The sequence below is a fragment of the uncultured Dialister sp. genome (genome assembly GCF_900538805.1).
Lineage (GTDB): Bacteria > Bacillota > Negativicutes > Veillonellales > Dialisteraceae > Dialister.
Genome location: NZ_UPZP01000021.1, coordinates 1 through 21,337, shown reverse-complemented (window position 1 = coordinate 21,337; position 21,337 = coordinate 1). Strand labels below are relative to the sequence as shown.

General features: G+C 54.6%; 14 protein-coding genes. 4 read left to right on the top strand and 10 right to left on the bottom strand.

Features of this window, described 5'->3' with window-relative positions:
- Nucleotides 1–971 precede the first annotated feature (971 nt).
- Complete coding sequence (locus tag QZQ29_RS03450; RefSeq protein WP_296959698.1) at nucleotides 972–3,458, top strand: EAL domain-containing protein; 2,487 nt, start codon at nucleotides 972–974, stop codon at nucleotides 3,456–3,458.
- A gap of 703 nt (nucleotides 3,459–4,161) precedes the next feature.
- Here the strand turns inward: QZQ29_RS03450 and QZQ29_RS03445 are convergent.
- Complete coding sequence (locus QZQ29_RS03445) at nucleotides 4,162–6,663, bottom strand: EAL domain-containing protein (RefSeq protein ID WP_296959696.1); 2,502 nt, start codon at nucleotides 6,661–6,663, stop codon at nucleotides 4,162–4,164.
- Nucleotides 6,663–7,067, bottom strand: a complete 405-nt coding sequence (locus QZQ29_RS03440; RefSeq protein WP_296959695.1) for a PAS domain-containing protein — start codon at nucleotides 7,065–7,067, stop codon at nucleotides 6,663–6,665. The genes QZQ29_RS03445 and QZQ29_RS03440 overlap by 1 nt, the downstream gene beginning before the upstream one ends.
- A gap of 570 nt (nucleotides 7,068–7,637) precedes the next feature.
- Between QZQ29_RS03440 and QZQ29_RS03435 the strand changes: the two genes are divergently transcribed.
- Together QZQ29_RS03435 and QZQ29_RS03430 are read left to right on the top strand one after the other, a co-directional pair.
- Nucleotides 7,638–8,093, top strand: a complete 456-nt coding sequence (locus tag QZQ29_RS03435; protein ID WP_296959691.1) for a hypothetical protein — start codon at nucleotides 7,638–7,640, stop codon at nucleotides 8,091–8,093.
- A 326-nt stretch (nucleotides 8,094–8,419) separates the two neighbouring features.
- Nucleotides 8,420–9,235, top strand: coding sequence for a TIGR02452 family protein (locus QZQ29_RS03430; protein ID WP_296959687.1), 816 nt, complete (start codon nucleotides 8,420–8,422; stop codon nucleotides 9,233–9,235).
- A gap of 1,326 nt (nucleotides 9,236–10,561) precedes the next feature.
- Here QZQ29_RS03430 and QZQ29_RS03425 read toward each other — a convergent pair.
- The 8 genes from QZQ29_RS03425 to QZQ29_RS03390 all read right to left on the bottom strand — a co-directional run bounded on the left by QZQ29_RS03425 (nucleotide 10,562) and on the right by QZQ29_RS03390 (nucleotide 19,546).
- Nucleotides 10,562–12,640 carry a transglycosylase domain-containing protein gene (locus tag QZQ29_RS03425; protein ID WP_296959684.1) on the bottom strand — a complete coding sequence of 693 codons (2,079 nt, stop codon included), beginning with the start codon at nucleotides 12,638–12,640 and terminating at the stop codon, nucleotides 10,562–10,564.
- A 664-nt stretch (nucleotides 12,641–13,304) separates the two neighbouring features.
- Nucleotides 13,305–13,877, bottom strand: coding sequence for a GTP cyclohydrolase I (folE, locus tag QZQ29_RS03420; RefSeq protein ID WP_296959681.1), 573 nt, complete (start codon nucleotides 13,875–13,877; stop codon nucleotides 13,305–13,307).
- Between the two features lies 1 nt (nucleotide 13,878).
- Nucleotides 13,879–14,562 (bottom strand): putative 7-carboxy-7-deazaguanine synthase QueE, encoded by a 684-nt coding sequence (queE, locus tag QZQ29_RS03415; RefSeq protein WP_296959679.1) that lies wholly within the window; start codon nucleotides 14,560–14,562, stop codon nucleotides 13,879–13,881.
- Nucleotides 14,552–14,881: a 6-carboxytetrahydropterin synthase QueD gene (gene queD, locus QZQ29_RS03410; protein ID WP_296959677.1), complete on the bottom strand. Its 330-nt coding sequence runs from the start codon at nucleotides 14,879–14,881 to the stop codon at nucleotides 14,552–14,554. The genes queE and queD overlap by 11 nt, the downstream gene beginning before the upstream one ends.
- Nucleotides 14,882–15,367: 486 nt before the next feature.
- Nucleotides 15,368–16,060, bottom strand: coding sequence for a 7-cyano-7-deazaguanine synthase (locus QZQ29_RS03405; RefSeq protein ID WP_296959674.1), 693 nt, complete (start codon nucleotides 16,058–16,060; stop codon nucleotides 15,368–15,370).
- Between the two features lie 395 nt (nucleotides 16,061–16,455).
- The gene (locus QZQ29_RS03400) at nucleotides 16,456–17,580 is read right to left on the bottom strand and encodes a glycerate kinase (RefSeq protein WP_296959672.1); all 1,125 of its coding nucleotides are present in this window, start codon (nucleotides 17,578–17,580) and stop codon (nucleotides 16,456–16,458) included.
- Nucleotides 17,581–18,151: 571 nt separating this feature from the next.
- Complete coding sequence (locus QZQ29_RS03395; protein WP_296959668.1) at nucleotides 18,152–18,598, bottom strand: Lrp/AsnC family transcriptional regulator; 447 nt, start codon at nucleotides 18,596–18,598, stop codon at nucleotides 18,152–18,154.
- A 51-nt stretch (nucleotides 18,599–18,649) separates the two neighbouring features.
- Nucleotides 18,650–19,546, bottom strand: coding sequence for a DMT family transporter (locus QZQ29_RS03390; protein WP_296959665.1), 897 nt, complete (start codon nucleotides 19,544–19,546; stop codon nucleotides 18,650–18,652).
- Between the two features lie 106 nt (nucleotides 19,547–19,652).
- Between QZQ29_RS03390 and QZQ29_RS03385 the strand changes: the two genes are divergently transcribed.
- Nucleotides 19,653–21,337 (top strand): serine hydrolase (locus QZQ29_RS03385; RefSeq protein WP_296959662.1); only part of this gene is annotated, 1,685 nt, incomplete at its 3' end.

Genomic DNA, 21,337 nt, shown 5'->3' with positions numbered 1-21,337 from the left:
TTGTGTTCGCTTCGCTCAGGGGGCCGATGGGCCGCTGAGCGGCCTGGGTTCAAAGGGTTCAGGAGGTTCAGAGGGTTCAAAGGGTTGTGGTATCGCCTTCGGCGATGAGTATAAAGACAGCGTTACGGATTTTCCCGCCGGACACAGTCATTCTGAGCCTCCGGCGAAGGATCTTAGTGCCTGCCGCATTTGAGTCAATCGGTGATAAATACCGGTCGGCGGGAGGTACCCCGCTTTGCTTTGTGCATCATCATGATTCTTCCCATTCTGCTGAATCGGCCGCTGACGCGGCCACCCCCTATCCGGCTCCGCCGGACTTCCCCCTATTCAGGGGCAGAATATACCTCTCTACGTTCAGCGTTTGTCCTCATAAGCATCACAATGTATAGCGCCGCTAAAATCTCCCCCTCCGGGGTGGCAAACGAACGAAATTTGCAGGGAGCCGATAGGCGACTGAAAATTTCGTGAGACGCTTTCCTGTGGAGAGACGTCGCCGCAGGCGACAGAAGGGGTGCATTTCCCACGGGCCGAAGACCGGTTGTATGGTTTTCCCGTCGTTACTGCCGTAATCTCCATTGCCGCAGCTGCCCGGCACCCATAGTGCCCCCGGCTTCCGCCGGCAAAAGTGGCGGCGCATCTGCCCGGTGCGCCGGTTGCTTCCCTGGCTTCAGGATATTTTAATTATATATTTATTCAACGTATATAAATTCGTAATTTTGCAAATTTTATGATTTTTCTATGTTTCTATTTCTCCTGCCCCCTTTCCTTCAGGAAGGGCTAATGTCAATTTTGTGTAAAAATAATTTACTTTGACCTGTAGCCTTTATACACTAGACCATATATAATAGGTCTATATTCCATAGGTCATAGAACTTATGTGTATATTTAAAATAGATGTGACTTGGTTCCATAAGAATCTCTTTTCTTCCGGAAATTTTAATTTATGAATTTTTATTCATTAAGGAGTTTGTATGACGCAGAAGTCATTGACCTATACATCCATTCTGGAGCACGCCATGGACGGTATGCCCGGCGGTGTCCTTGTTTACCGAGCTGATGAGACAGAGGAAATTCTTTATGCCAATTCCTGGCTGATCCATACGCTGGGCTGTCTTGATATGGACGATTTCATGGCAGTCACCGGCGGCACTTTCAAGAGCTTTGTCCATCCCTGCGATGCGGAAAAGGTGGAGAAGGATATTGAGCGCCAGATTTCCTCCGGCGCCGATGTGTTCGACTACGTGAATTACCGTATCGTCACGAAGGACGGGACGGTAAAGACGGTGGGAGAGTTCGGCCATCGTCTTCAGGTGCCCGGCATTGGGCCTGTGTTTTATGTGTTCTACCTGGACAGCAGCGCCAGGTATGTGCTTCACGACATTGACGGCATTACGGGCCTTCCGGGGCAGACCCGCTTCCTCAAGGAGGCGTCCCTCCTCCTTTCCCTTTCCGGGGAAACCGAAAGGAAGGTCATGCTGTACATGAATATCCGCAATTTCCGGATGTTCAACCTTCTCTACAGCAGCCGCCGGGGCAATGAATTTCTAGAGAAAACAGCTCTCATACTGAAAGACACTTTCCCCAATGCCCTCATTTCCCGCTTTTCCGACGACCATTTTGCCATCCTCACAGGCAGGGCCGGCGTGGAGGAAAAGATCGACAGGGCCTATGATAAAATCATGGCCCTTCGGGAGGATGTGGACCTGGCGGTGAAATTCGGTCTCTACGTCATAGTTGACGGCTCCATGAAACCGGAAATCGCCTGCGACCTGGCCAAGACAGCAGCGGACAGCATCAAGGACAATTACCAGCTCCATCTGCAGGTCTACACCGACAAAATCGGCAAGAAAGCATTCATCAAAAGCTATGTCATGGACCATCTGCAGGAAGCCATGGACAAGAAGTACATCCGAATCTATCTGCAGCCGGTGATCCGCACCATTTCCGGCACCCTCACCAGCGCCGAAGCCCTGTCCCGGTGGATTGACCCGGTGTACGGACTCCTTTCGCCTGCCGATTTCATTCCCGCCCTGGAAGAATCAAGGCAGATTCAGAAGCTGGATCTCTACGTGCTGGAGGAAATCTGCAGGACCTATCGCTCCCGCGTGAATAAAGGACTTCCGGTGATTCCCATTTCCTTCAACCTTTCCCGCATCGATTTCTACAGCGGCTCCATTTTCGAAGAGGTGGATGCCATCGTAAGGAAATACCAGGTGCCCCACCACATGATTCATGTGGAAATCACGGAAAGCGTCTTCGTCAAAGACGGCGTGAGCATCAGCACCCAGATCGACAAATTTCGGGACGCCGGCTTTGAAATGTGGATGGACGATTTCGGCAGCGGCTACTCTTCCCTGAACGTGCTGAAGGATTACCATTTCGATGAAATCAAAATCGACATGGCCTTTCTCTCCAGTTTCACCCGGAAGGCCAAGGATATCATCAAGTCCACGGTGCGCATGGCCAAGGACATCGGCATCCATACCCTGGTGGAAGGGGTAGAAACGGAGGAGCAGAGAGACTTCGTCCGTTCCATCGGCTGCGAAAAAATCCAGGGCTGGTACTACGGCAGACCCATGCCCCTTTCCGAACTGGAAAGCTGCATCCGGGAAAAGGGATGGATTTTAGAGGACCGGGCATTGAAGAATTACTATAATCCTCTGGGCTCCGTGGATTTTCTCACCGATGAGTCCATGGCTCTGGTGGAACTGAATGAAGGAAAGCTCTCCTACCTTTTTGCAAACCATAAATTCCGCCAGGCCCTGACTACCGGCGGCAGCAGCACGCCCCTCCATTCAGCCAGGGAACTGAACAGCTCTTCCTCCTCCCTGGGCAGGAACATTCGCGCCTTCTTCATGAATATTCTACGCACCGGCCAGGACCAGACCCTGACCTATCCGAAAAACAACCGGTACATGCACCTCACGGGGCACCATATTTCCACCCTGGCCGGAAAAGACCGCCACCTCTTCCGGGTCAACCTGTCCAACATCACCATCAGCCCGAAAACAAAGGAAGCGGATACCATGGATGACATCCTGCGGAACCTGTACTACCTGTACCAGAGCATTACCGTGTTGAACCTTAAGGACGATACGGCCACCCCCATCATTGCCAACACCCCCTTCCGCCAGTACCTTTCGGAAAAGACAAAGGGCCTCGAATCCCTCCGCAAAGCTGCGGAAAGCCAGATCCACCCGGACGACCGTCCCCGCTACCGCCGTTTCACCGAAAGACAGCACCTTTACCAGCTGCTGAAGGAAGACCCCGGCGGCACCGCCGTCAGTCTCTTCCGCACCCTGGGGGAAGACGAGAAATACCACTGGTCCGTGCACACCATCATGGCCGTGCCCAACACCGGCTTTATGACCTTCCTCTACGCCATCAAACGCTCCTTCATGAACTACAAAGATTTCCGGGAACCCATGCTGGAAATCTGTCGGGAGTGGATGGAGTAAGTTCAAAGGGTTCATGGACACGCCCTTTGGGCGTGAAGGTTCAAAAGGTTCAGAAGGTTCAAAGGGTTCAGAGGGTGTGGTATCGCCCTATCGGGCGATGAGTATAAAGACAGCGTTACGGATTTTCCCGCCGGGCACAGTCATTCTGAGCCTCCGGCGAAGAATCCTAGTACATGCCGCCTATGAGGCAAAGACCTATAAATGCCAGTCGGCGGGAAGTGTACCCGCTTCGCTTTGTGTATCATCATGATTCTTCCCATTTTGCTGGATTAGCCGCTCTACACTTCCCCTTGTGCTTCTTATGTAATTCACGAAGTATCGGCGTTATCCCCCTTTGGTGCCTACGGCACCACCTTCCCCTCCGCAAGCGGTGGGACAATAAAGCTCTGATAAGCAGCCTCATAAGCATCACAATGTATAGCGCCGCTAAAATCTCCCCCTCCGGGGGAGAAGTCGCCGCAGGCGACAGAAGGGGTGCATTTCCCTCGGGCCGAAGGCCCGGTTGTGAAGGTTTTCCTTCCGCTGCAGTCATAAGCGTCATATGATTCCACTATCCAGCGCCCATAGTACCCCAGCGAAGCGCGGTGGGACAATAAAGCTCTGATAAGCTGCAGCCTCTTTCGTCTATCGTCTATCTTCTATCGTCTACTATCTCCCCTCTCCCACTCAAAAACCCCTGTGATTTCATTTCACAGGGGTTCTTTCATTTGTCGGTTGGCAGGTGACTCAGGAGAGACAGGAGGGGTTTCCGGAATTCCTTTTCGTCCAGCGGGGAGTTCCGGATGGTATAGAGGAGGTATACCTTGCCCTTTCTTCTCACCGGAAGGATAGAGTGGATGTCCCAGTGGTACTTATGGTCATTGCCCAGGGTGCGGAAGCAGCCGATGATAATGCCGAAGGGGTCTTTCTTCACTCTTTCCAGGATGCTGGACATATCATTGAATTCCATGAACCGTTTCCTGTCGTCGGGGTGGATAATGGTATCAGCATACTGCAGCACCATCTCATGAATGCCGCCCCGCTGCTGGAAGAGGTATTCCCGATAGGGTGAATTCATAACCAGGGGAATGGCGATATCGCCGTGAGGATCCACAAGTGTCACGGTCTGGTAGAGGTAGAAGAGATTTCTTGTCACCCAGTCCAGGGCACCCATGGTTTCCTCTGCTTTATGGATGGTGATATTGCTTAAGTGCAGCACCGCCAGATGGCGCCCGCCGTCGGCGGCCATATATTTCGCATCCAGCTTCATGTACTGCCCGTTTTCCGTGTAGGTGATGGATTTACTGGTATGGGAGAGGGCGATGTCCTTCATGAAGCCGGCCAGATTCTTACTGATAGGGTCCGCCATGGCATTGATGAGATCTTCTGAATGTTTCAGGCTTTCCAGTCCTGCCGATTTCAGGGTATTCCTGAATTCCTTATTAGCAAAGAGATAGTGAAACCGGTTCTTTGTGAATTCTGCCACCGCCATGGATTTATCGGTGAGAAAATCCACACCGCCAATGGAACCGTAGTACCGGCGCAGGGCAGGCGTTTCCACCTGCCAGCCCTTCTCCCGCCCCACGTGCTTGAATTCCGCAAAGGGCATAGGCTTTCCGTAGTAGTAGCCCTGGATGAGTTCGCAGCCGATGGAGCAGATGAAATCACGCTGCTCCTCCGTCTCCACCCCTTCCACCAGGGTATGGATACCGATTCCCTTGGCCATGCGGACGATGGCCTTCAGGATATCCTTGGACTTATCCGTAAACTTTGACAGGAAGGCCATGTCGATTTTGATTTCATCGAAGCTGTAGTCCTTCAGCGTATTCAGGGACGAATAGCCGCTGCCGAAGTCGTCCATCCACACCTCATAGCCCGCCGCCCGGAAGCGGTCGATTTCGTTCCGTATCACGTCCCCTTCGTGGACGAAGGCGCTTTCCGTCACTTCCACGTACAGCATATTCCGGGGCACCTGGTATCGCTCCCGGATTTCCTCCACCTCCTCAAAGATGGAGCCCTGGAAGAAATCGATGCGGGACAGGTTGAAGGACGCCGGAATCACCGTCTTTCCGTGGTCCACCTGGAAACGGTACAGACGGCAGATTTCTTCCAGCACATAGAGGTCCAGTTTCTTAATCTGCCTTGACTCCTCCAGAAGAGGGATGAAGGTGCCGGGAGAAATCATGCCCAAAGTGGGATCGTTCCACCGGGACAGGGCCTCCACACTGGCCAGGGTGCCGGAAATGGTGCGGATGACAGGCTGGAAATAGACCTCGATCCACCGTTTCTCCATGGCTTCCCGCAAATGGTCGATGACGTAGCTCCGGAGGGATTTCCGCCGGCTCATGTCGCTGGTATAGAAGCAGATATGCTGGTCCGGCAGCTCCTTGATGCTGTCGCAGGCCATCTTCGCCATGCCGCAGGCGCTTTCCACGGGAATATGGATATTTTCCACCCGATACATGCCGAACTTCACATCCAGCCGGCTGGCGTCGTAGAGGGCATGAATCTGGTCGGTAATAACGGGAATCAGCTTCTCCAGGGACGGCAGGGAAGAAAGCACCACAAAATGGTCGTCGGTAAAGCGGGAAATCAGATTGTTCGGGAAATTCTTCCGCAGCACCTCCGCCATTTGGATGAGGAACTGATTTCCCTTCTCACTGCCGTTCCGAAGATTATAGAAACTGAAATTGTGAACATTCACATAAATAAAAGCCAGCTGCGGCGCCTGGGGATCCAGGGACGCCATGGCTATGGTCATGGCTGCGTGCTGCAGGAAACGGGTCTTCCCCGGAAGACCGGTGAGTGCATCAATATCGTAAATCCGGTACTTCGTGTCATTATCCAGGAAGAACACGTAAAATACAGGCCCCACGGAAGGAATGAATACACGGCGGCCGAACTCCTCCACCCGTTTGACGGTGCCATCCTTCCGGCGGATACGGTAATTCACGAAATCCATCTTGTCCCGGCTGCCGGTGACCTGGCTCCGGATATCCTTCTCCACCCGCTCCACATCGTCGGGATGGACAAGCATGTGAAAAGAACCGCCCGTCACTTCCAAAAAATCATCAAGGGAAGAACAGCCGAACATATCTATCAGCCAGCCATTGGCATATAGGATTTCCTCTTTCTCACTATCCCGATAAATCATCACCCCGCCAGGCAGGTGCTCCGGCATTTGAGAGAGAAGCGTCGAAAGCATGCTGCTTTCTGCCATACCCATCACCGCTCCTTCGGAACCGGATACTCACTTTCCGGGAGAACCCTGAAATACTCGATAGCCCCCAGCGTCTTCTCACCGCTGAAGAGAGGCTCCGTGTGCACCAGCACCGGCACACGCTTCCCCGCCTTATTCTTCAGAAAAACCGGCTGCTCCCTGGAATGACCGTCAAAAATCGTAGCCATCATGGGACAGAAATCATGGCACAGATGAAGCCCGGTGCTGTCAATGTGGTCAAGGCCCCCATTAAAACAGTGCTTCCCCATCATCTCCTCTGCGCCGTAACCCGTAATCCGTTCCGCTCCGCCGCTCCAGAAAACAATCTTCCGCTCCGTATCCAGCACGTACATCCCAAAGGGCGCTTCATCCACCATTTTATGAAGAAGATCCACCATCTCAATGTCCATATCGTTTTACCCCCCCCGTAAATTTATAAATGTCTATTTGCTCATAGTAGTAAGGTTTATACTAATATTATAATTCTATCCAGTAAAAAAAGCCATATGAGAGCATAGCGCAGTATCCTGCTTTTATAACATCATAAGAAGGAAACAGCGGGACTGAGGGCTGTTATGGGACCGCTTCGCGGCCCGGGTTCAGAAGAGGAAGGTTGACAGGGCTCCGCCCTGAAGGTTCTTAAGGTTCTTAGGTTTGACGGGCCCTTGAGGCCCGAGGGTTGTGGCAGCGGCTTTTGACACGCCTTTGGCGTGAGGGTTGACGGAGCCTTTGGCTCCGAAGGTTCTTAAGGTTCTAAAGTTTGACAGCCCCTCTGGGGCGGAGGGTTGTGGATTGTCTATGGCAGGAAGGCTCCATGGCGTCTGACGTCTGACAGTCTGATTGTCTGCTATCATCTCTCGTCTTTCATCTATCATCTTTCGTCTATCACTTACCGCCGGTGCTTCTTTTACCTTTCTTTTACAGGAATGTTATATAATAAAAATATAATCCATGATTTCAAAAGTGAAAGGAGCCTTTCCATGATTAAACTTCTTTTCCTGTCCCACACCGGAAGCGGTGAGCCGCCGATGGCTGAATTCATTATGAAACATCTGGTTAAAGAAGCAGGCCTGTCGGAGAAAATTTACGTTTCCTCTGCCCGTTTGGAAAAGGAAGGCTCCCCCCTCTGTCCGGAGGGACAGGAGGTGCTTGCGGCCCACGGCATTCCTGTGACGAATAAGAAAGCCCTTCCTCTGGAGTGGGGCACCTATGACCAGTTCAACTACATTTTCCTCATGGACAGTCCCCAGGATCCCCGGCTTTTTAATACCATGGGCGGCGATGTGGATAATAAGATTTCCCTTCTCGCCACCTATGCCGGCTGCGACGGCGGCATTGCCAATCCCTATAAGGGCGCTTCCTTCGAGGATGCCTACCAGGCTTCTGCCGCTGCCTGCCAAAGGCTTTTGGAGAAATATAAGGACTGGGTTGAATAGGGGCCTTGGCCGCTTCGCGGCTCCCTATTCAAAGTTTTTCCCCACTATATTGTCCCCCCGCTTGCGGGGGGAAGGTGGTGCCGTCAGGCACCAAAGGGGGGAGGTTGACGAGACTTTGCCCCGAAGGTTCTTAGGTTTGACAAGCCCTATGGGCTTGAGGGTGGTGGAATCGCCGCTGTCGCGGCGATGAGTATATAAGCCGCTTCGCGGCTCTTCGATTCTTCACTTTCAGAATGAACGGCCAGCAGGAAGGCGCCACAACGTCTGACAGTCTGATGTACGACGTCTGACAGTCTATCGTCTATTTTTTCCCCCAGAGGAGCACCATGAGTACACGAATCCGTAATGTGGCTATAGCCAGGGAAAATGAAAAAATCATACAGGAAGGTCACTATGAAGCGGCGGGAACCCTATTTCATTTCTCCCATCCCCTTTCCCTCCTTGCAAAGGCGGAAATCTATGAACCTAAAGTGCTGGAGGCGCTCAGGGGGAGAATGGAATCTGCCGATTTTCCCGCCGGGCAGGGACGTATCGCCGTGGCCGAAGGGGAGAGTTTTGATTTTCCCGGAGATATGGTGCTGAATTTTGCCAATGCTTTCACCCCCGGCGGCGGGTACCTTTACGGCGCTTCTTCCCAGGAAGAGGCCCTCTGCAGGGAGAGTACGCTCTACACCTCCCTTTCCGGAAACGAGGCCCTTCCCTACTATGCCCGAAACAGGGCGGAAGAAAGCAGGTACGGCTCCGATGGCATCCTTCTTTCTCCTCATGTGGAAATCTTCCGCAGGAGTGCCAAAGAAAATCACGCTCTCTTCGGTCCGCCACGGAAGACCGCCGTCATCACCGCTCCGGCGGTGGACCTTCGGGGTCCCGCAGGAAATGAAAGTCCTGCGTTCATCAGTACCATACGGCAGCGCCGCATGGCCCATGTCCTTGCTCTTTCTGCTTTCAAAGGATACCGCACCCTTACCCTGGGCGCCTGGGGCTGCGGCGTGTTTCTGAATTCGCCGAAAGAAGTGGCTTCCGATTTTTATGAAATCCTGGTGAATCAAGGGTATCGCCGTTTCTTCGACTGCCTGACCTTTGCCATTTACTGCCCCGGAGATAAGAGGAATCTGGAGGCATTCAGGGAGAGGTTTCTTTGAAAAAGGGTTCAAAGGGTGTGGTATCGCCATTGGAGCCGTTCTGCGGCTCGGGTTCAAAGGGTTCAGAAGGTTCAAAAGGTTCAAAGGGTGTGGTATCGCCTTCGGCGATGAAGTTTTATAGTCAGCGTTACGGGATTGGCTTTCTGCCCTACTCGTCATTCTGAACGCAGTGAAGAATTCTGGTGCGAGGCGCATTGGAGACAATCGGCAATACATACCAGTTGGCGGTAAGCGGATAGCGGACAGCCGTGCCCCCTCTTTCCCATGAACTGCTTAAAGAAAAATTCAATAAGCCGATTTTTGCCGCAGGAGCGGCATTTTTTAACCATGTCACCCTTTGAAAGGTGACAATCATCTTTAATAAAATCCTAAATGATGTATAATAGAGACAGGTTAAGGTGAAAAGTATGGTTTTCATGCTGTTTCGCCGGTTCTCTTTTTTCTCTCTACCTTTGGCCCGGCCCTTTGGTTTCCGGCAGGTATCCCGGCAGATGAAATGGTCGACCCTTGGGGAAGGCGGAAGAGGAGAGCCCATTGAGGTATATCCTCCGAAGTATTTCGATTGTGAGATTCGCAGTCTTCAGTCACTCTGCCACAGGCAGGCTGGAGGGGTAGTGTGCTTGAAGAATTCCGCGAATCTGCCGCTGATGAAATTGTTTGACTGTTACAGGGTTTCATGGCGGAGTCATTTTTGCTGAAGGTAAGGAAGAGGCCTCTTCGTTTTCCCTCTTTTGCTGCAGAGCCTTCCGTATAGGCTTGCAGGATGAAAGGGCAGGCGAAGAAAAGCCATTGCAGGGAAATGCATTCATTCCTTCACCGAGCGCGGTGTCAGTGTTTTAGCAGAAATGATAAGTTCAGCATCCTTCCTGTCTTTCTCCTGCGCCCGGCTGGCCGGTATGACAGCCGCAGGAAATGGAAAGTTTCCTCCTTTCCCTTTTCTGCAGGGATTTTCCCACATACCTCTTCATAGGCCCATTTCCTATGTACCTATGATTACACCATTCCCAAACTCCAAAAATACAAAGGCCCTCACCGGCTGCCATCCGGTGAGGGCCTTTTAGGTGGCTGGGGCCGCCGCAGGCGGCCCCAGGTTCAGAGGGTTCGGCCCGCCAAGGGCGGGCTGGTTCAAAGGGTTCAAAGGGTGTGGTGGCGGCTCCGCCGCAATTTTATAGCCGCCGGAGGCGGATTATATGATGGCGCCGAAGGCACCTGAACCCTCTTGCTTTCGGGAATACTGCCAGGCAGGCAATAGCAGCGGTAAGCTGACAGCTGACAGCCCAGCCAATAACAAAAGAGCAGGCCTTGATGGGGTCTGCTCTTTTTGTATCAGTTGGTCTTGGTGCTGTCGCTTTCAGAAGGCTTAGCTGCGTTCTTTCCCGTAATCCGGTCAAGAAGCTTGTTTCCGGCGTTCTTGTTATCTTTGGCTGCCTTGTCGTCCTTCTTGGCGTCCGCCTCTTTCTTCTTAGCTTCCGCTTCCTTCGCCGCCTGGGCTGCTCTTGCTTTTTCGTTTTCCACCCGGACGGATTCAGGGATGTCGAAGCTCTTGGTCTTGTAGGCAGAGAGGGCCTGTTTCATGAAGTCCCTCCAGATGGCCGCCGGTACGGTGCCGCCGGTGTAGCCTGCGTTGGTATTGGTATCGTCGCCAATCCATACGGCTGTCACCAGTTCGGGGGTATAGCCCACGAACCATGCATCGTGTTCGTCATCGGTGGTGCCTGTCTTGCCGGCTGCGGTGCGGCCGATGTAGGCGTTGCCGCCGGTGCCGCGGGAGACAACTTCTTCCAGGATACTGGTCAGGCGGTAAACCGCATTTTCGCTGACCACCTGCTTGCCTTCCTGTTTGCCGGAATGGTCTTCCAGTACGTTGCCGTTTCTATCCACCACTTTCAGGATAGCAGTGGGTTCGATGAGCTTGCCGCCGTTGGCAAAGACGCTGTAGGCTTTGGCCATGTCGTATACGGAAACGCCGTTGGTGAGGCCGCCGATGAAAGCTGCCAGGTTGTTGTCGTTTCTCTTGCCGTCCTTCACCAGGGTGGTAATGCCGCAGGCTTCGGCGGTGTCAAGGATCTTCTTCATGCCCACCTTGTTGGCCAAATCGATGGTGGGGATGTTCATGGAGTGAACCAGCGCTTCTTCCAGTGTCACCTGTCCGCCGGAGGTGCCGCCGTAGTTCTTCGGCGTCCAGCCGCCGCCGTAGGTCTTCTTTTCGTTGCTTACGGTGTCGTAGGGGCTGAATTTGTTTTCAAAGGCGGTGAGGTACACGAAGGGTTTGAATGCGGAGCCCGGCTGGCGGACCATCTGGGTGGCGCGGTTGAAATGGTCTTCACCGCGGCCGCCGACCATGGCCTTGATATGGCCGGTGCCGGTTTCAATGGTCATGAGGGCGCCCTGGGGCTGGGTGAGTCCCTTGGCATCCTTATTTCCCTTCGGCAGGTCATTCTTCAAAGCCTGCTCTGCTTCCTTCTGCATATCCAGGTCCAGGGTGGTATACACCTGGAGACCTTCTTTATAAATGGCGTCGGAATCGTATTTATCGCTGATGGTCTGGATGACGTAGCTTACGAAATAGGAAGCTGTGCTGTCGGTGCCCTTGGAAGCCTGGGGTTTGGCCAGGTGCAGGTCCGCTTTCTTGGCAGCCTGGGCGTCGGCTTCGGAAATATAGCCGTACTTGGCCATCTGGTCAAGTACGATGCCCTGGCGGTACTTGGCTGCTTCCAGACTGCGGAAGGGAGAGTAGTAGTTCGGGCTGTTGGGAAGCCCTGCCAGCATGGCGCACTGGGGCAGGGTGAGGTCCTTCACGTCCTTGCCGAAATAGACGCGGGAGGCGGTCTGGATGCCATAGCAGCCCTGGCCGAAGTAAATCTGGTTCATGTACATTTCAAGAATCTGCTTCTTGGTGTACTTGTTTTCAATCTGGAGAGCCAGCACCACTTCCAGGAGCTTTCTTTTCAATGTCTGCTCCTGGGTGAGGAAGGCGTTCCGGGCCAGCTGCTGGGTAATAGTGGAGCCGCCCTGTCCGGTGGCGTTGCGGGTGACCACATTGGACCATACCGCACGAAGGATGCCCCGGGGATCGATACCGTGGTGTTCATAGAAACGGACATCTTCCGCTGCCACAAAGGCATTCTGCAGATTCTGGGGCACCTCCGTAATAGGTACGGGAATGCGGTTTTCCTCTGCGTGCACCGTAGTAATCAGCCGTCCCTTGTCATCGTAAATGCGGGACGATGCGTTAGGCTGGATATTGGCCGTCACATCGGGCAGGTGCTTGGAAACGGACACAAAAAAGCCTGCCGCCGCTCCGGCGCCTGCAATCATCATGATAGCCACAAGAAATACAAAAATCCTCTTCACAAAGGATGATTCCTTCGGCGGTCTCTCGCGTCGTATATCGGAATTCTTCATATAATACGCTCCTATATAGAAATCACTTGCACCCGCAGTTTCAGCAAGAATTGCGGGCATATAGTCGCTTATATTATACCACAGGAAGGAAAAGGACGCTTTGCGTCCTTTTTTCGGGTTCAGAGGGTTCATGGACACGCCCTGACGGGCGTGAGGGTTCAGAGGGTTCACAAGGTTCAGAGGGTTCAGAGGGGAAGGTATCGCCGCTTCGCGGCGATGAGTTTTATAATTCCGCTCCGCGGCAAAACCAAACAACCGCCCTGCGGGCGTCGGAAATGCACCCCTTTTGGTGCTGCGCACCACTTCCCCCGGAGGGGGAAGTTTACTCTCCGCTCAACTTTTACTCTCATAAGCAGTTCAAAGTATAGCGTCGCTAAAATCTCCCCCTCCGGGGGAGACGTCGCCACAGGCGACAGAAGGGGTGCACTTCCACGCGCCGCAGGCGCGGTTGTTTGGTTTTCGCTGCCATAGGCAGCGATACCGCCAACGGCGGCATGCAACACTTCCTCTGAACCAGCCCGGAAGGCGGGGCCGTTCCCGGGCGGAACCCATCGTTCGGCGCGAAGCGCACGAACGATAGAACCCGGGCGCCGCAGGCGCCTGAACCCTCCTGCTTTCGGGAATACTGTCCAGCAGGCAGCGGAAAGCGGACAGCCTCACCGCCTCACTCTTTCCCAAGGGCCAGTTTCATAAATTCCCCTCTCAGGGCGCCGTCTGTCTTGAAGGTGCCGGAGGAGGCGATGGTTCTTGTTCTGGTGCCGGGCTTCTTGATGCCCCGGGCGGTCATGCAGGAGTGTTCTCCTTCGATGTAGACAATGACGTCGGGAGAGGATGTCACCATTTCCATAATGTCCCGGATATCCGTGCCGATTCTTTCCTGAATCTGGAACCGTTTGGACACAGCGTCGGCGATGCGGGCAATTTTGGAAAGGCCGATGACCCGTCCGTGGGGAATGTAGCCCACTGCTGCCTTCATGTTGTACATGAGGGCAATGTGGTGTTCGCAGTGGGAGAAGATGGGAATGTCCTTCACCACCACCATATCATTTTCCGGGGTGGCAAAGGTCTTCTCAAATTCCTTTGCGATTTCCTCGTTGGATACGGCGGTATAGGCAAACTGCTCCGCCATCATGTCCGCAAAGCGCTTCGGCGTTTCCTTAAGTCCTTCCCTGTCCGGGTCGTCCCCCACGGCTTCAATAATCAGCCGGGCTGCCTGTTCCAGTTTTTCCAAATCCATGTCAAACACCTCTCCTGTCCGGGTCCCAGATGATTTTATGAAGCTGCACCTGGACCCGTACGTCCTGCAGCCTGTTCTTTCTCACATATTCCACCAGCTCCGCCGGTTCAATCCTTCCCCATACGGGGCTGACGAAAAATTCCGGATGATGGGCGGAGGAAAATCGATGATTTACGATTTCCTTCATTTCATGCAGGTCCTCTTCGGAGCTCACCACGAATTTCAGCACGTCTTTTCCGGTGAGGAGCTTGAAATTGTCAAGGTTCATATAAGATTTCATGCCGCTTCCGCTGCATTTGAAATCCATGGTATAGAAAACGCCCTCCGGCCGCTCTCTCCAGAGGGGCACGGCGCCGTTGGTTTCTATATTGATGTCATAGCCCTCTTCTCCCAGCACCTCGCAGAGATGGTGGAGGGGATGGAGCATGGGCTCGCCGCCGGTAATGGTTACGCGCTTCCAGGGGTAGGCGCGGATGCGCGAAAGCACTTCCTCCTCCGTCAGCGCTTCCTCCGTGTCCTCCAGGGTGAGGGAATAGGCGGTGTCGCAGTAGCTACAGCGAAGGTTGCAGCCGGCCAGGCGGAGGAACACCGCCATGTAACCGGTGCGCTTTCCTTCGCCGTCGATGCTGTCGAAAATTTCGGTCACATGGAAAAGGCCGTCATCATAGGCATACTTACTTTTCATAGGTGGCCACGTTTCCTTCCGTTTCCTGCACGGAAACGCGGATGCAGTGGGGAATATGGTCACAGATCCACTTGGCCATGTTTTCCGCCGTAGGATTCAGGTCTCCCAGCACGTCGTTAATGAGATGATGGTCAAACCGGTTCACGATTTCCTTGATTTTGCTGAAATCCACCACCATGCCGTTCTTGTCCAGGGTGTCATTCTGCACGGTCACCGTAATAATCCAGTTGTGGCCATGAAGGTTGGTGCATTTGCTTTCATAGTCCAGGTGCAGGAAATGGGCACCGGATACTTCCATTCTTTTGGTTACTGTAAACATGTTATTCCTTTCATAAGAGGGTTATGAAATATGAGTTAAAAGGGTAAAAAAGGGTCGCGGCTCCGCCGCAGGTTGTGTAGAAGGGTTATACAAAAAGGTTCTTAAGATTGACCGGCCCTGTGGGCCGGAGGGTTCTTAGGTTTGACAGCCCCTGCGGGGCTGAGGGTTGTGGTATCGCCCATGGGACACGCCTTCGGCGTGAGGGTTCAAAAGGTTCAAAAGGTTCAGAGGGTTCAAAGGGTGATGGTGGCGGCTCCGCCGCAATTTTATAGCCGACGAAGGCGGCTTATATCATGGCGCCGAAAGGCGCCCACCCTGCCTCCATGGAGTGGGCTTTATAACTCCCTCTGAACCAGCCCGGAAGGCGGAGCCGTTCCCGGGCCGAACCCATCGGTCGGCGCGAAGCGCACGAACGATAGAACCCAGGCGCCGGAGGCACCGGAACCCTCCTGCTTTCGGGAATACTGTCAACCGTCCGATTGACAACTAGTCCAGCGCCGGGTCCTTGACTCCGTTGGCGGCGAAGGCAGCGGCCCGGTCTATGCAGGTTCCGCAGGTGCCGCAGGGTTTGTCTCCCCCTTCGTAGCAGCTCCAGGTGAGTTCGTAGGGGGTCTTCAGTTTGAGACCCATGGCTACCACGCCGGCCTTGTTCATTTCCGCAAAGGGGAAAACCAGGTGCACCTTGCCGTAGGTGCCGATGCGGATGGCCTCGCCCATGTGCCTAAGGAAAGGTTCGCTGCAGTCCGCATAGGCATCACCGGCTGCATCGTCGGCGTGGGCGCCGATGTAGATATCCACGTCGTCGTCCTCAAAAAGGGAAGCTGCCAGGGATGCCGCCGTGGACAGCATGAGGCCGTTCCGGAAGGGCACGTAGGTGGACACCTTTCCTTCTCCGTTTTCAGAAATCTGCTGGGCATAACTCTTGTGCACAATTTCTTCCGTGGAATTTTCCAGAAGAGAACAGTTGGAATACTGGAAAATCTGGGACAGGTCGAATTCATAATGTTTCAGATGGTAGTACTCCGCCACCTTCCGGGCCGCCAGGATTTCCTTCTTATGCTTCTGCCCATAAAAAATAGAAGCAGTCACAACATTGTCTGCTCCCAGTCTGTCAACAGCCAGGGAAACGCAGGTGGTAGAATCCACGCCTCCGCTGGATAATATAATCGCTTTTTTCATCTTTCCTCCTGTTTTTTAGAGTTGGTTAACAGATGACAACTGAGAAATATAGATATGGAGTATTATAGCACTCTTTGGGGGCGGGCGCAAAGGGCTCATGGACACGCCTGCGGCGTGAGGGTTCAGAGGGTTCATAAGGTTCAGAGGGTTCAAAGGGTGATGGTGGCGCCCACCCTGCCTCCATGGAGTGGACTTTATAACTCCCCTCTGAACCAGCCCGGAAGGCGGAGCCGTTCCCGGGCTGAACCCATCGTTCGGCGCGAAGCGCACGAACGATAGAACCCGGGCGCCGCAGGCGCCTGAACCCTCTTGCCGGGAATACAGCCCAGCAGGAAGCGGACAGCGGACAGCCGATAGCGGACAGCCATAAACTATCTCACTGTCCCACTGTCCCACTATCTCTCCTTCCATTTCCTGAAGAAATCAACCGCCGCCCTTTTAAGATAGGCCGCCGGTTCTTTCATGGCTTTTTCTATCTCTTCTCCCGGCGATGCCCCACAGACGAAAACAGCGCCCTGTTCAAGAAGGATTTCCCAGCCCTTTCCCAGGGAGCCGGAGATGACAACGCAGGGGATGTTCCATTTCCTGCATTCCCCGGCAATGACGCCGGTGATTTTTCCTTCGCCGCTCTGGGCGTCGCTCCGCCCTTCTCCGGTGATGACCAGATCCGCCTTTTGGATTTTTTCATCAAAACGGGAGAGCGCAAGGATTTCATGGGCGCCGGAAACCATGGAGGCCCCAAGGAAAAGGGAGAGCGCCGCCCCCAGGCCGCCGGCGGCACCGCTTCCGGGGATGTCATCGGGATTTTTCCCGAAGATTTTCTGCAGAATATCCCGATAATGTACCATGCCCCGTTCCAGTTCTTCCACCATGGCTTCGTCCGCCCCTTTCTGGGGCCCGAAGGCCCGGGCCGCTCCCCTCTCTCCGCAAAGAGGATTTTTCACATCGCTCAGGACTATGATTTTCGTCTCTTTGAGGAGAGGATGGCTATGGGACAGGTCTATATTTTCTACCAAGGAAAGGGACGCCCCCTTTCCCGAAAGTTCCTTTCCATCCTTATCCAGGAAACGGAATCCCAGGGCCTCCATGGCACCCATGCCGCCGTCGCAGGTGGCAGAGCCGCCGATGCCCATGAAAAGGGTGCGGGCACCGTCTTCCATGGCCCGGGCCATCATCTCTCCGGTACCAAAGGTTGATGTAAGGAGAGGGTTTCTCTTTTCTTCCGGAACCAGCAGGAGCCCTGAAGCTTCTGCCATTTCCATGATGGCCCGTTTTTCTGAAAGCCGCCCGTAGGAGGCGTTAACAGGACTGCCCAGAGGACCTCTTACAGAAAGAAATACCCTTTCTCCCGCTGTGCAGTGAAGCACCGCTTCCACCGTCCCTTCTCCCCCGTCTGCCAGGGGAAGCACCTCCACGGAGGAGCCGGGATATACGGAAAGGGCCGCTTCCTTGATGATGGTGCCCGCTTCCAAAGAGGAAAGGGTGCCTTTGAAGGAATCGGCTGCGGCGATGATATGCATGGCATGCTCCTTTCGTAATGGGCCGCTGCGCGGCCCGGGTTCATAAGGTTCAAAAGGTTCTGCCCGCTTTCAGCGGGCGGGTTCAGAGGGTTGTGGTAGCGCCGCCCTTGGCGGCGATGAGTATATATGCCGCCTTCGGCGGCAGGAAAACCGTACAACCGGGCTTCGCCCGATGGAAATGCACCCCTTTTTGTGCTAACGCACCACCTTTCCCCCGGAGGGGGAACTTTACTTGCCGCTCAGCTTTTACTCTCACAAGCAGTTCAAAGTATAGCGTCGCTAAAATCTCCCCCTCCGGGGGAGACGTCGCCGCAGGCGACAGAAGGGGTGCATTTCCAGCGGGCGCCAGCCCGGTTGTGAAGGTTTTCGCTGCCATTGGCAGCGCTGCCGCCGCAGGCGGCATTTATAACTCCCTTTGAACCAGCCCGCTCTGTGGGCGGAACCTGAGCCGCCCAGGGCCCAGCCCGGAGGCGGCTTGAACCCGGGCGCCGAAGGCGCCTGAACCCCTTTGCATTCGGGAATACTGCCCAGCCGACAATAGCAGCGGTAAGTGGGCAGCGGCCCCACTACCCTACTCATCCACCGGGTGAATACCGTGGATTTCTTTAACCACCCGATGCAGGCGGCAGGGGCCGTAGGTGGACAGTATCTTGAGGAATTCATCCCTCTTTTCTTCACTCTGGAAATGGGCATCTATGAAGACGGTGCCCCCTTCCGTTTCGTAGCAGTGAAGGATATGGAACTCCGTGGTGTGGACGAAGTGGTGGAAATCATCGGCCCTTTCTTTATTTAATGTCAAGGTGAAAAGGCCGTGGACGGTATAGCCGAAGACAGGACAGTTTACATTCACCGTGTACCGTTCCACCACCCCCAGGTCCTGCAGCCGTTCCAGCCGGTTCTTGGCGGCCTGTCCGGTCATGTACACTTTCTTTCCCAGCTCCGTCATGGATATGCGGCTGTTTTTCTTCAGTTCATTGATAATCTTTCTATCCGTATCATCCAGTTCTTTAGAAATCATGGACTCTCCCCCTTTCTGCTTTTCCTTATTATACCATCAGGGGAGGAAATATCAGGGAAGTGTGGACTTCATGAGGAAGCGGAATTTCATTCTGATTTTGAAAAGCAGGCCGTCCTGGGCACCTGCCATACCAAGAAGCACCAGAAGGGCACCGGCGGCGCCGGAGAGACCGGGATTTTCTCCCTGGAAAATCATGCCCCACATGGTGGCAAAGAGGGGATCCAGGGCGGAGAAGAGGCCCGCTTCTTCTGTGGAAATAAACTGCTGCGCCACGGTTTGGAAGGTAAATCCAAAGGCGGAGCAGAGAAGGGTTAAAGCCAAAAGGGCCCCTATGATTTCCGGCGAGGAGGGCATCGTGATTTCACCGGCTGCCTGGGCGGAAATACCGTTTAGAAGGCCCATGAATCCCATCTGCCAGATGCCAAGGGAAAGGCCGTCTTCCCCGGATGCCAGCCTGCCGGTGAGGTAGATGAAAAGTCCGTAGAAGAAGGCGGCCGCCAGCCCAAAGGCCGCGCCATGGAGATTTCCGCTGCCCTTCAAAGTGAGAAGGCATACCCCCGCCGTCATCACCGCCATGGCTGCTGCGGTTTTCCGGGAAATTCCTTCTCCCTGGAAGGCCCATAGAAAGAGGGGTACGAAGAGAAAGGCCGTGTTTTCCAGAAAGGCGGTGAGATAAATGTCCGATTCCTTCAGCGCCATCATTTCAGCGCCCATGACCAGGTACAGCACCGCCCCCAGTACCATCCCGCGAAGGATTATGTTTTTCCCAAAGGAAGCGGCCATTCGCTTTCGGTAGAGGAAGGACAGGATGAGGAAGGCCAGAAAGAAGCGGATGGCCAGCAGCTCAAAAAGTCCCATTTTCTCAAGACATATTTTGGAAAACAGAAAGGACGTGCTTCTTGCCAGTATGACCGATGCCATCAGTATTTTTGCAGTGGATGTATTCATGCTCCCGCCTCCTTTATGTTAGTATAAGAGAGGCTTTATATTGACGGAAGCGCAATTTTATCAATATAATATTGACAGATACGCAATATGTCATAAGGAGGCAGCTATGGACACCGGCAGATATGAAATATTTCTCCGCATTCTGGAAACAAGGAGCCTTACCGCCGCCGGAGAGGAGACAGGCTACTCTCCCTCCGGCATTACGCGGATGATGGACAGTCTGGAAAAGGAAATGGGATTTCCCCTGCTTTCCCGTTCCAGCCGCGGCATTCACCTTACCAGGGAAGGAGAGGCCCTTCTTCCTTTCATCCGGAACATGGTGAGGGCCGGGGAGGCAGTGAAGGATGAGCGGGACAGTCTCCTTTCCTTGACCGGCGGCAGCCTTTCCATCGGTTCCTACTTCAGCATTGCCGCCCACTGGCTGCCTTCCATCCTCTCCCTGTACCACCGCCGCTATCCCAAAGTGGCGGTTCACCTGAAGGAATGCGGAAATCGGGAGTGCCTTGACGGGGTGGCGGAGGGCACCCTGAGCTGCGCTTTCCTCGGCCGCCGGAAGGATTCCCGGGTACGCTGGATTCCCCTCAGGGAAGACCGGCTCATGGCCTGGATTCCCGCATCCCATCCCCTCGCTTCCAAGGACGCCATCGAACCTTCGGACCTTGCGAGCCAGCCCTTTATCAACATTCTTCCCCATGAGGATACGGATGTGGAAAATTTCCTTCGCCGCCACCCTGTCCATCCCCGTTTCACCCTGTCCACCGCCAGCAATTACACCGCCTGGCGCATGGTGGAGGCAGGACTGGGCCTTTCTTTGAACAATGAGCTCATGAGCCGGGGCTGGAGCGGAAATGTATGCACCCGTCCCTTCACCACCGGCGACACCGTATCCCTCTCTCTGGCCCTGCCCGCCTCCGCCGCACAGGAGGACCGGGCCCAGGCCGCCCATGAGGCCGCCCAGTACGCCATGCAGTATGGCGGCGCCGTCAGTGTCCAGTACGCCCTTTGGGAGAACGGAGAGGTCACCCTCCAGGGGCACGACGGCGTCTACTCCAAGACGGAGAACCGCGCGCTCACCGATGATGACCTGTACGGCATCGGCTCCATCAGCAAGACCTATACCGCCGCCGCCATGATGAAGCTGGTGGAGCAGGGGAAAGTAGACCTGGATGAGCCGGTCACCGCCTATCTCCCTGATTTCACCATGGCAGACCCCCGCTACACCCAGATCACGGTGCGCATGCTCCTCAACCACTCCTCCGGCCTGATGGGCGGCACCACCAATGACGCCTTCCTGTTCGGGGACCAGGGGAACGATGACGCTCCCTCCCGCCTGCTGGAGCGGCTGGCCGGGCAGACCCTTCAGGCCGAGCCCGGCGCTTACAGCGTCTACTCCAACGACAGCTTCACCTTGGCCCAGCTGGTCATCGAGCGGGTCAGCGGCATGGAGTACACCGCCTTTCTAAACCAGTACCTGCTGGAGCCTCTGGGACTGGAGAACACCCTTACCCCTATGGAGGAGTTCGATACCAGCCGGCTGGTCAAGACCTATCTGGGGACTGACACCCGGGCCCTGCCCGCCGAGAACCTGACCATCGTGGGCACGGGAGGCATCTACTCCACCGCCAGCGATCTGGCCGCCTTCGGCGGCGCCCTGTGCGGGGAAGGTCTGCTGAGCCAGGCGTCTTTGGATGAGATGGCCAGCGACCAGTATCTGCTGGGCATGTGGCCCGAGGACAGTGACGGCGACGCCGTCGCCTATGGCCTGGGCTGGGACAGCGTCCATATGTTCCC

What these genes read in the sequence shown, in the direction of transcription:
- queE (WP_296959679.1), bottom strand. Translation starts at nt 14,562, where the DNA reads ATGAAAAGTAAGTATGCCTATGATGACGGCCTTTTCCATGTGACCGAA.
- QZQ29_RS03390 (WP_296959665.1), bottom strand. Translation starts at nt 19,546, where the DNA reads ATGAATACATCCACTGCAAAAATACTGATGGCATCGGTCATACTGGCA.
- QZQ29_RS03425 (WP_296959684.1), bottom strand. Translation starts at nt 12,640, where the DNA reads ATGAAGAATTCCGATATACGACGCGAGAGACCGCCGAAGGAATCATCC.
- QZQ29_RS03430 (WP_296959687.1), top strand. Translation starts at nt 8,420, where the DNA reads ATGAGTACACGAATCCGTAATGTGGCTATAGCCAGGGAAAATGAAAAA.
- QZQ29_RS03450 (WP_296959698.1), top strand. Translation starts at nt 972, where the DNA reads ATGACGCAGAAGTCATTGACCTATACATCCATTCTGGAGCACGCCATG.
- QZQ29_RS03405 (WP_296959674.1), bottom strand. Translation starts at nt 16,060, where the DNA reads ATGAAAAAAGCGATTATATTATCCAGCGGAGGCGTGGATTCTACCACC.
- queD (WP_296959677.1), bottom strand. Translation starts at nt 14,881, where the DNA reads ATGTTTACAGTAACCAAAAGAATGGAAGTATCCGGTGCCCATTTCCTG.
- QZQ29_RS03440 (WP_296959695.1), bottom strand. Translation starts at nt 7,067, where the DNA reads ATGGACATTGAGATGGTGGATCTTCTTCATAAAATGGTGGATGAAGCG.
- folE (WP_296959681.1), bottom strand. Translation starts at nt 13,877, where the DNA reads ATGGATTTGGAAAAACTGGAACAGGCAGCCCGGCTGATTATTGAAGCC.
- QZQ29_RS03395 (WP_296959668.1), bottom strand. Translation starts at nt 18,598, where the DNA reads ATGATTTCTAAAGAACTGGATGATACGGATAGAAAGATTATCAATGAA.
- QZQ29_RS03445 (WP_296959696.1), bottom strand. Translation starts at nt 6,663, where the DNA reads ATGGGTATGGCAGAAAGCAGCATGCTTTCGACGCTTCTCTCTCAAATG.
- QZQ29_RS03400 (WP_296959672.1), bottom strand. Translation starts at nt 17,580, where the DNA reads ATGCATATCATCGCCGCAGCCGATTCCTTCAAAGGCACCCTTTCCTCT.
- QZQ29_RS03435 (WP_296959691.1), top strand. Translation starts at nt 7,638, where the DNA reads ATGATTAAACTTCTTTTCCTGTCCCACACCGGAAGCGGTGAGCCGCCG.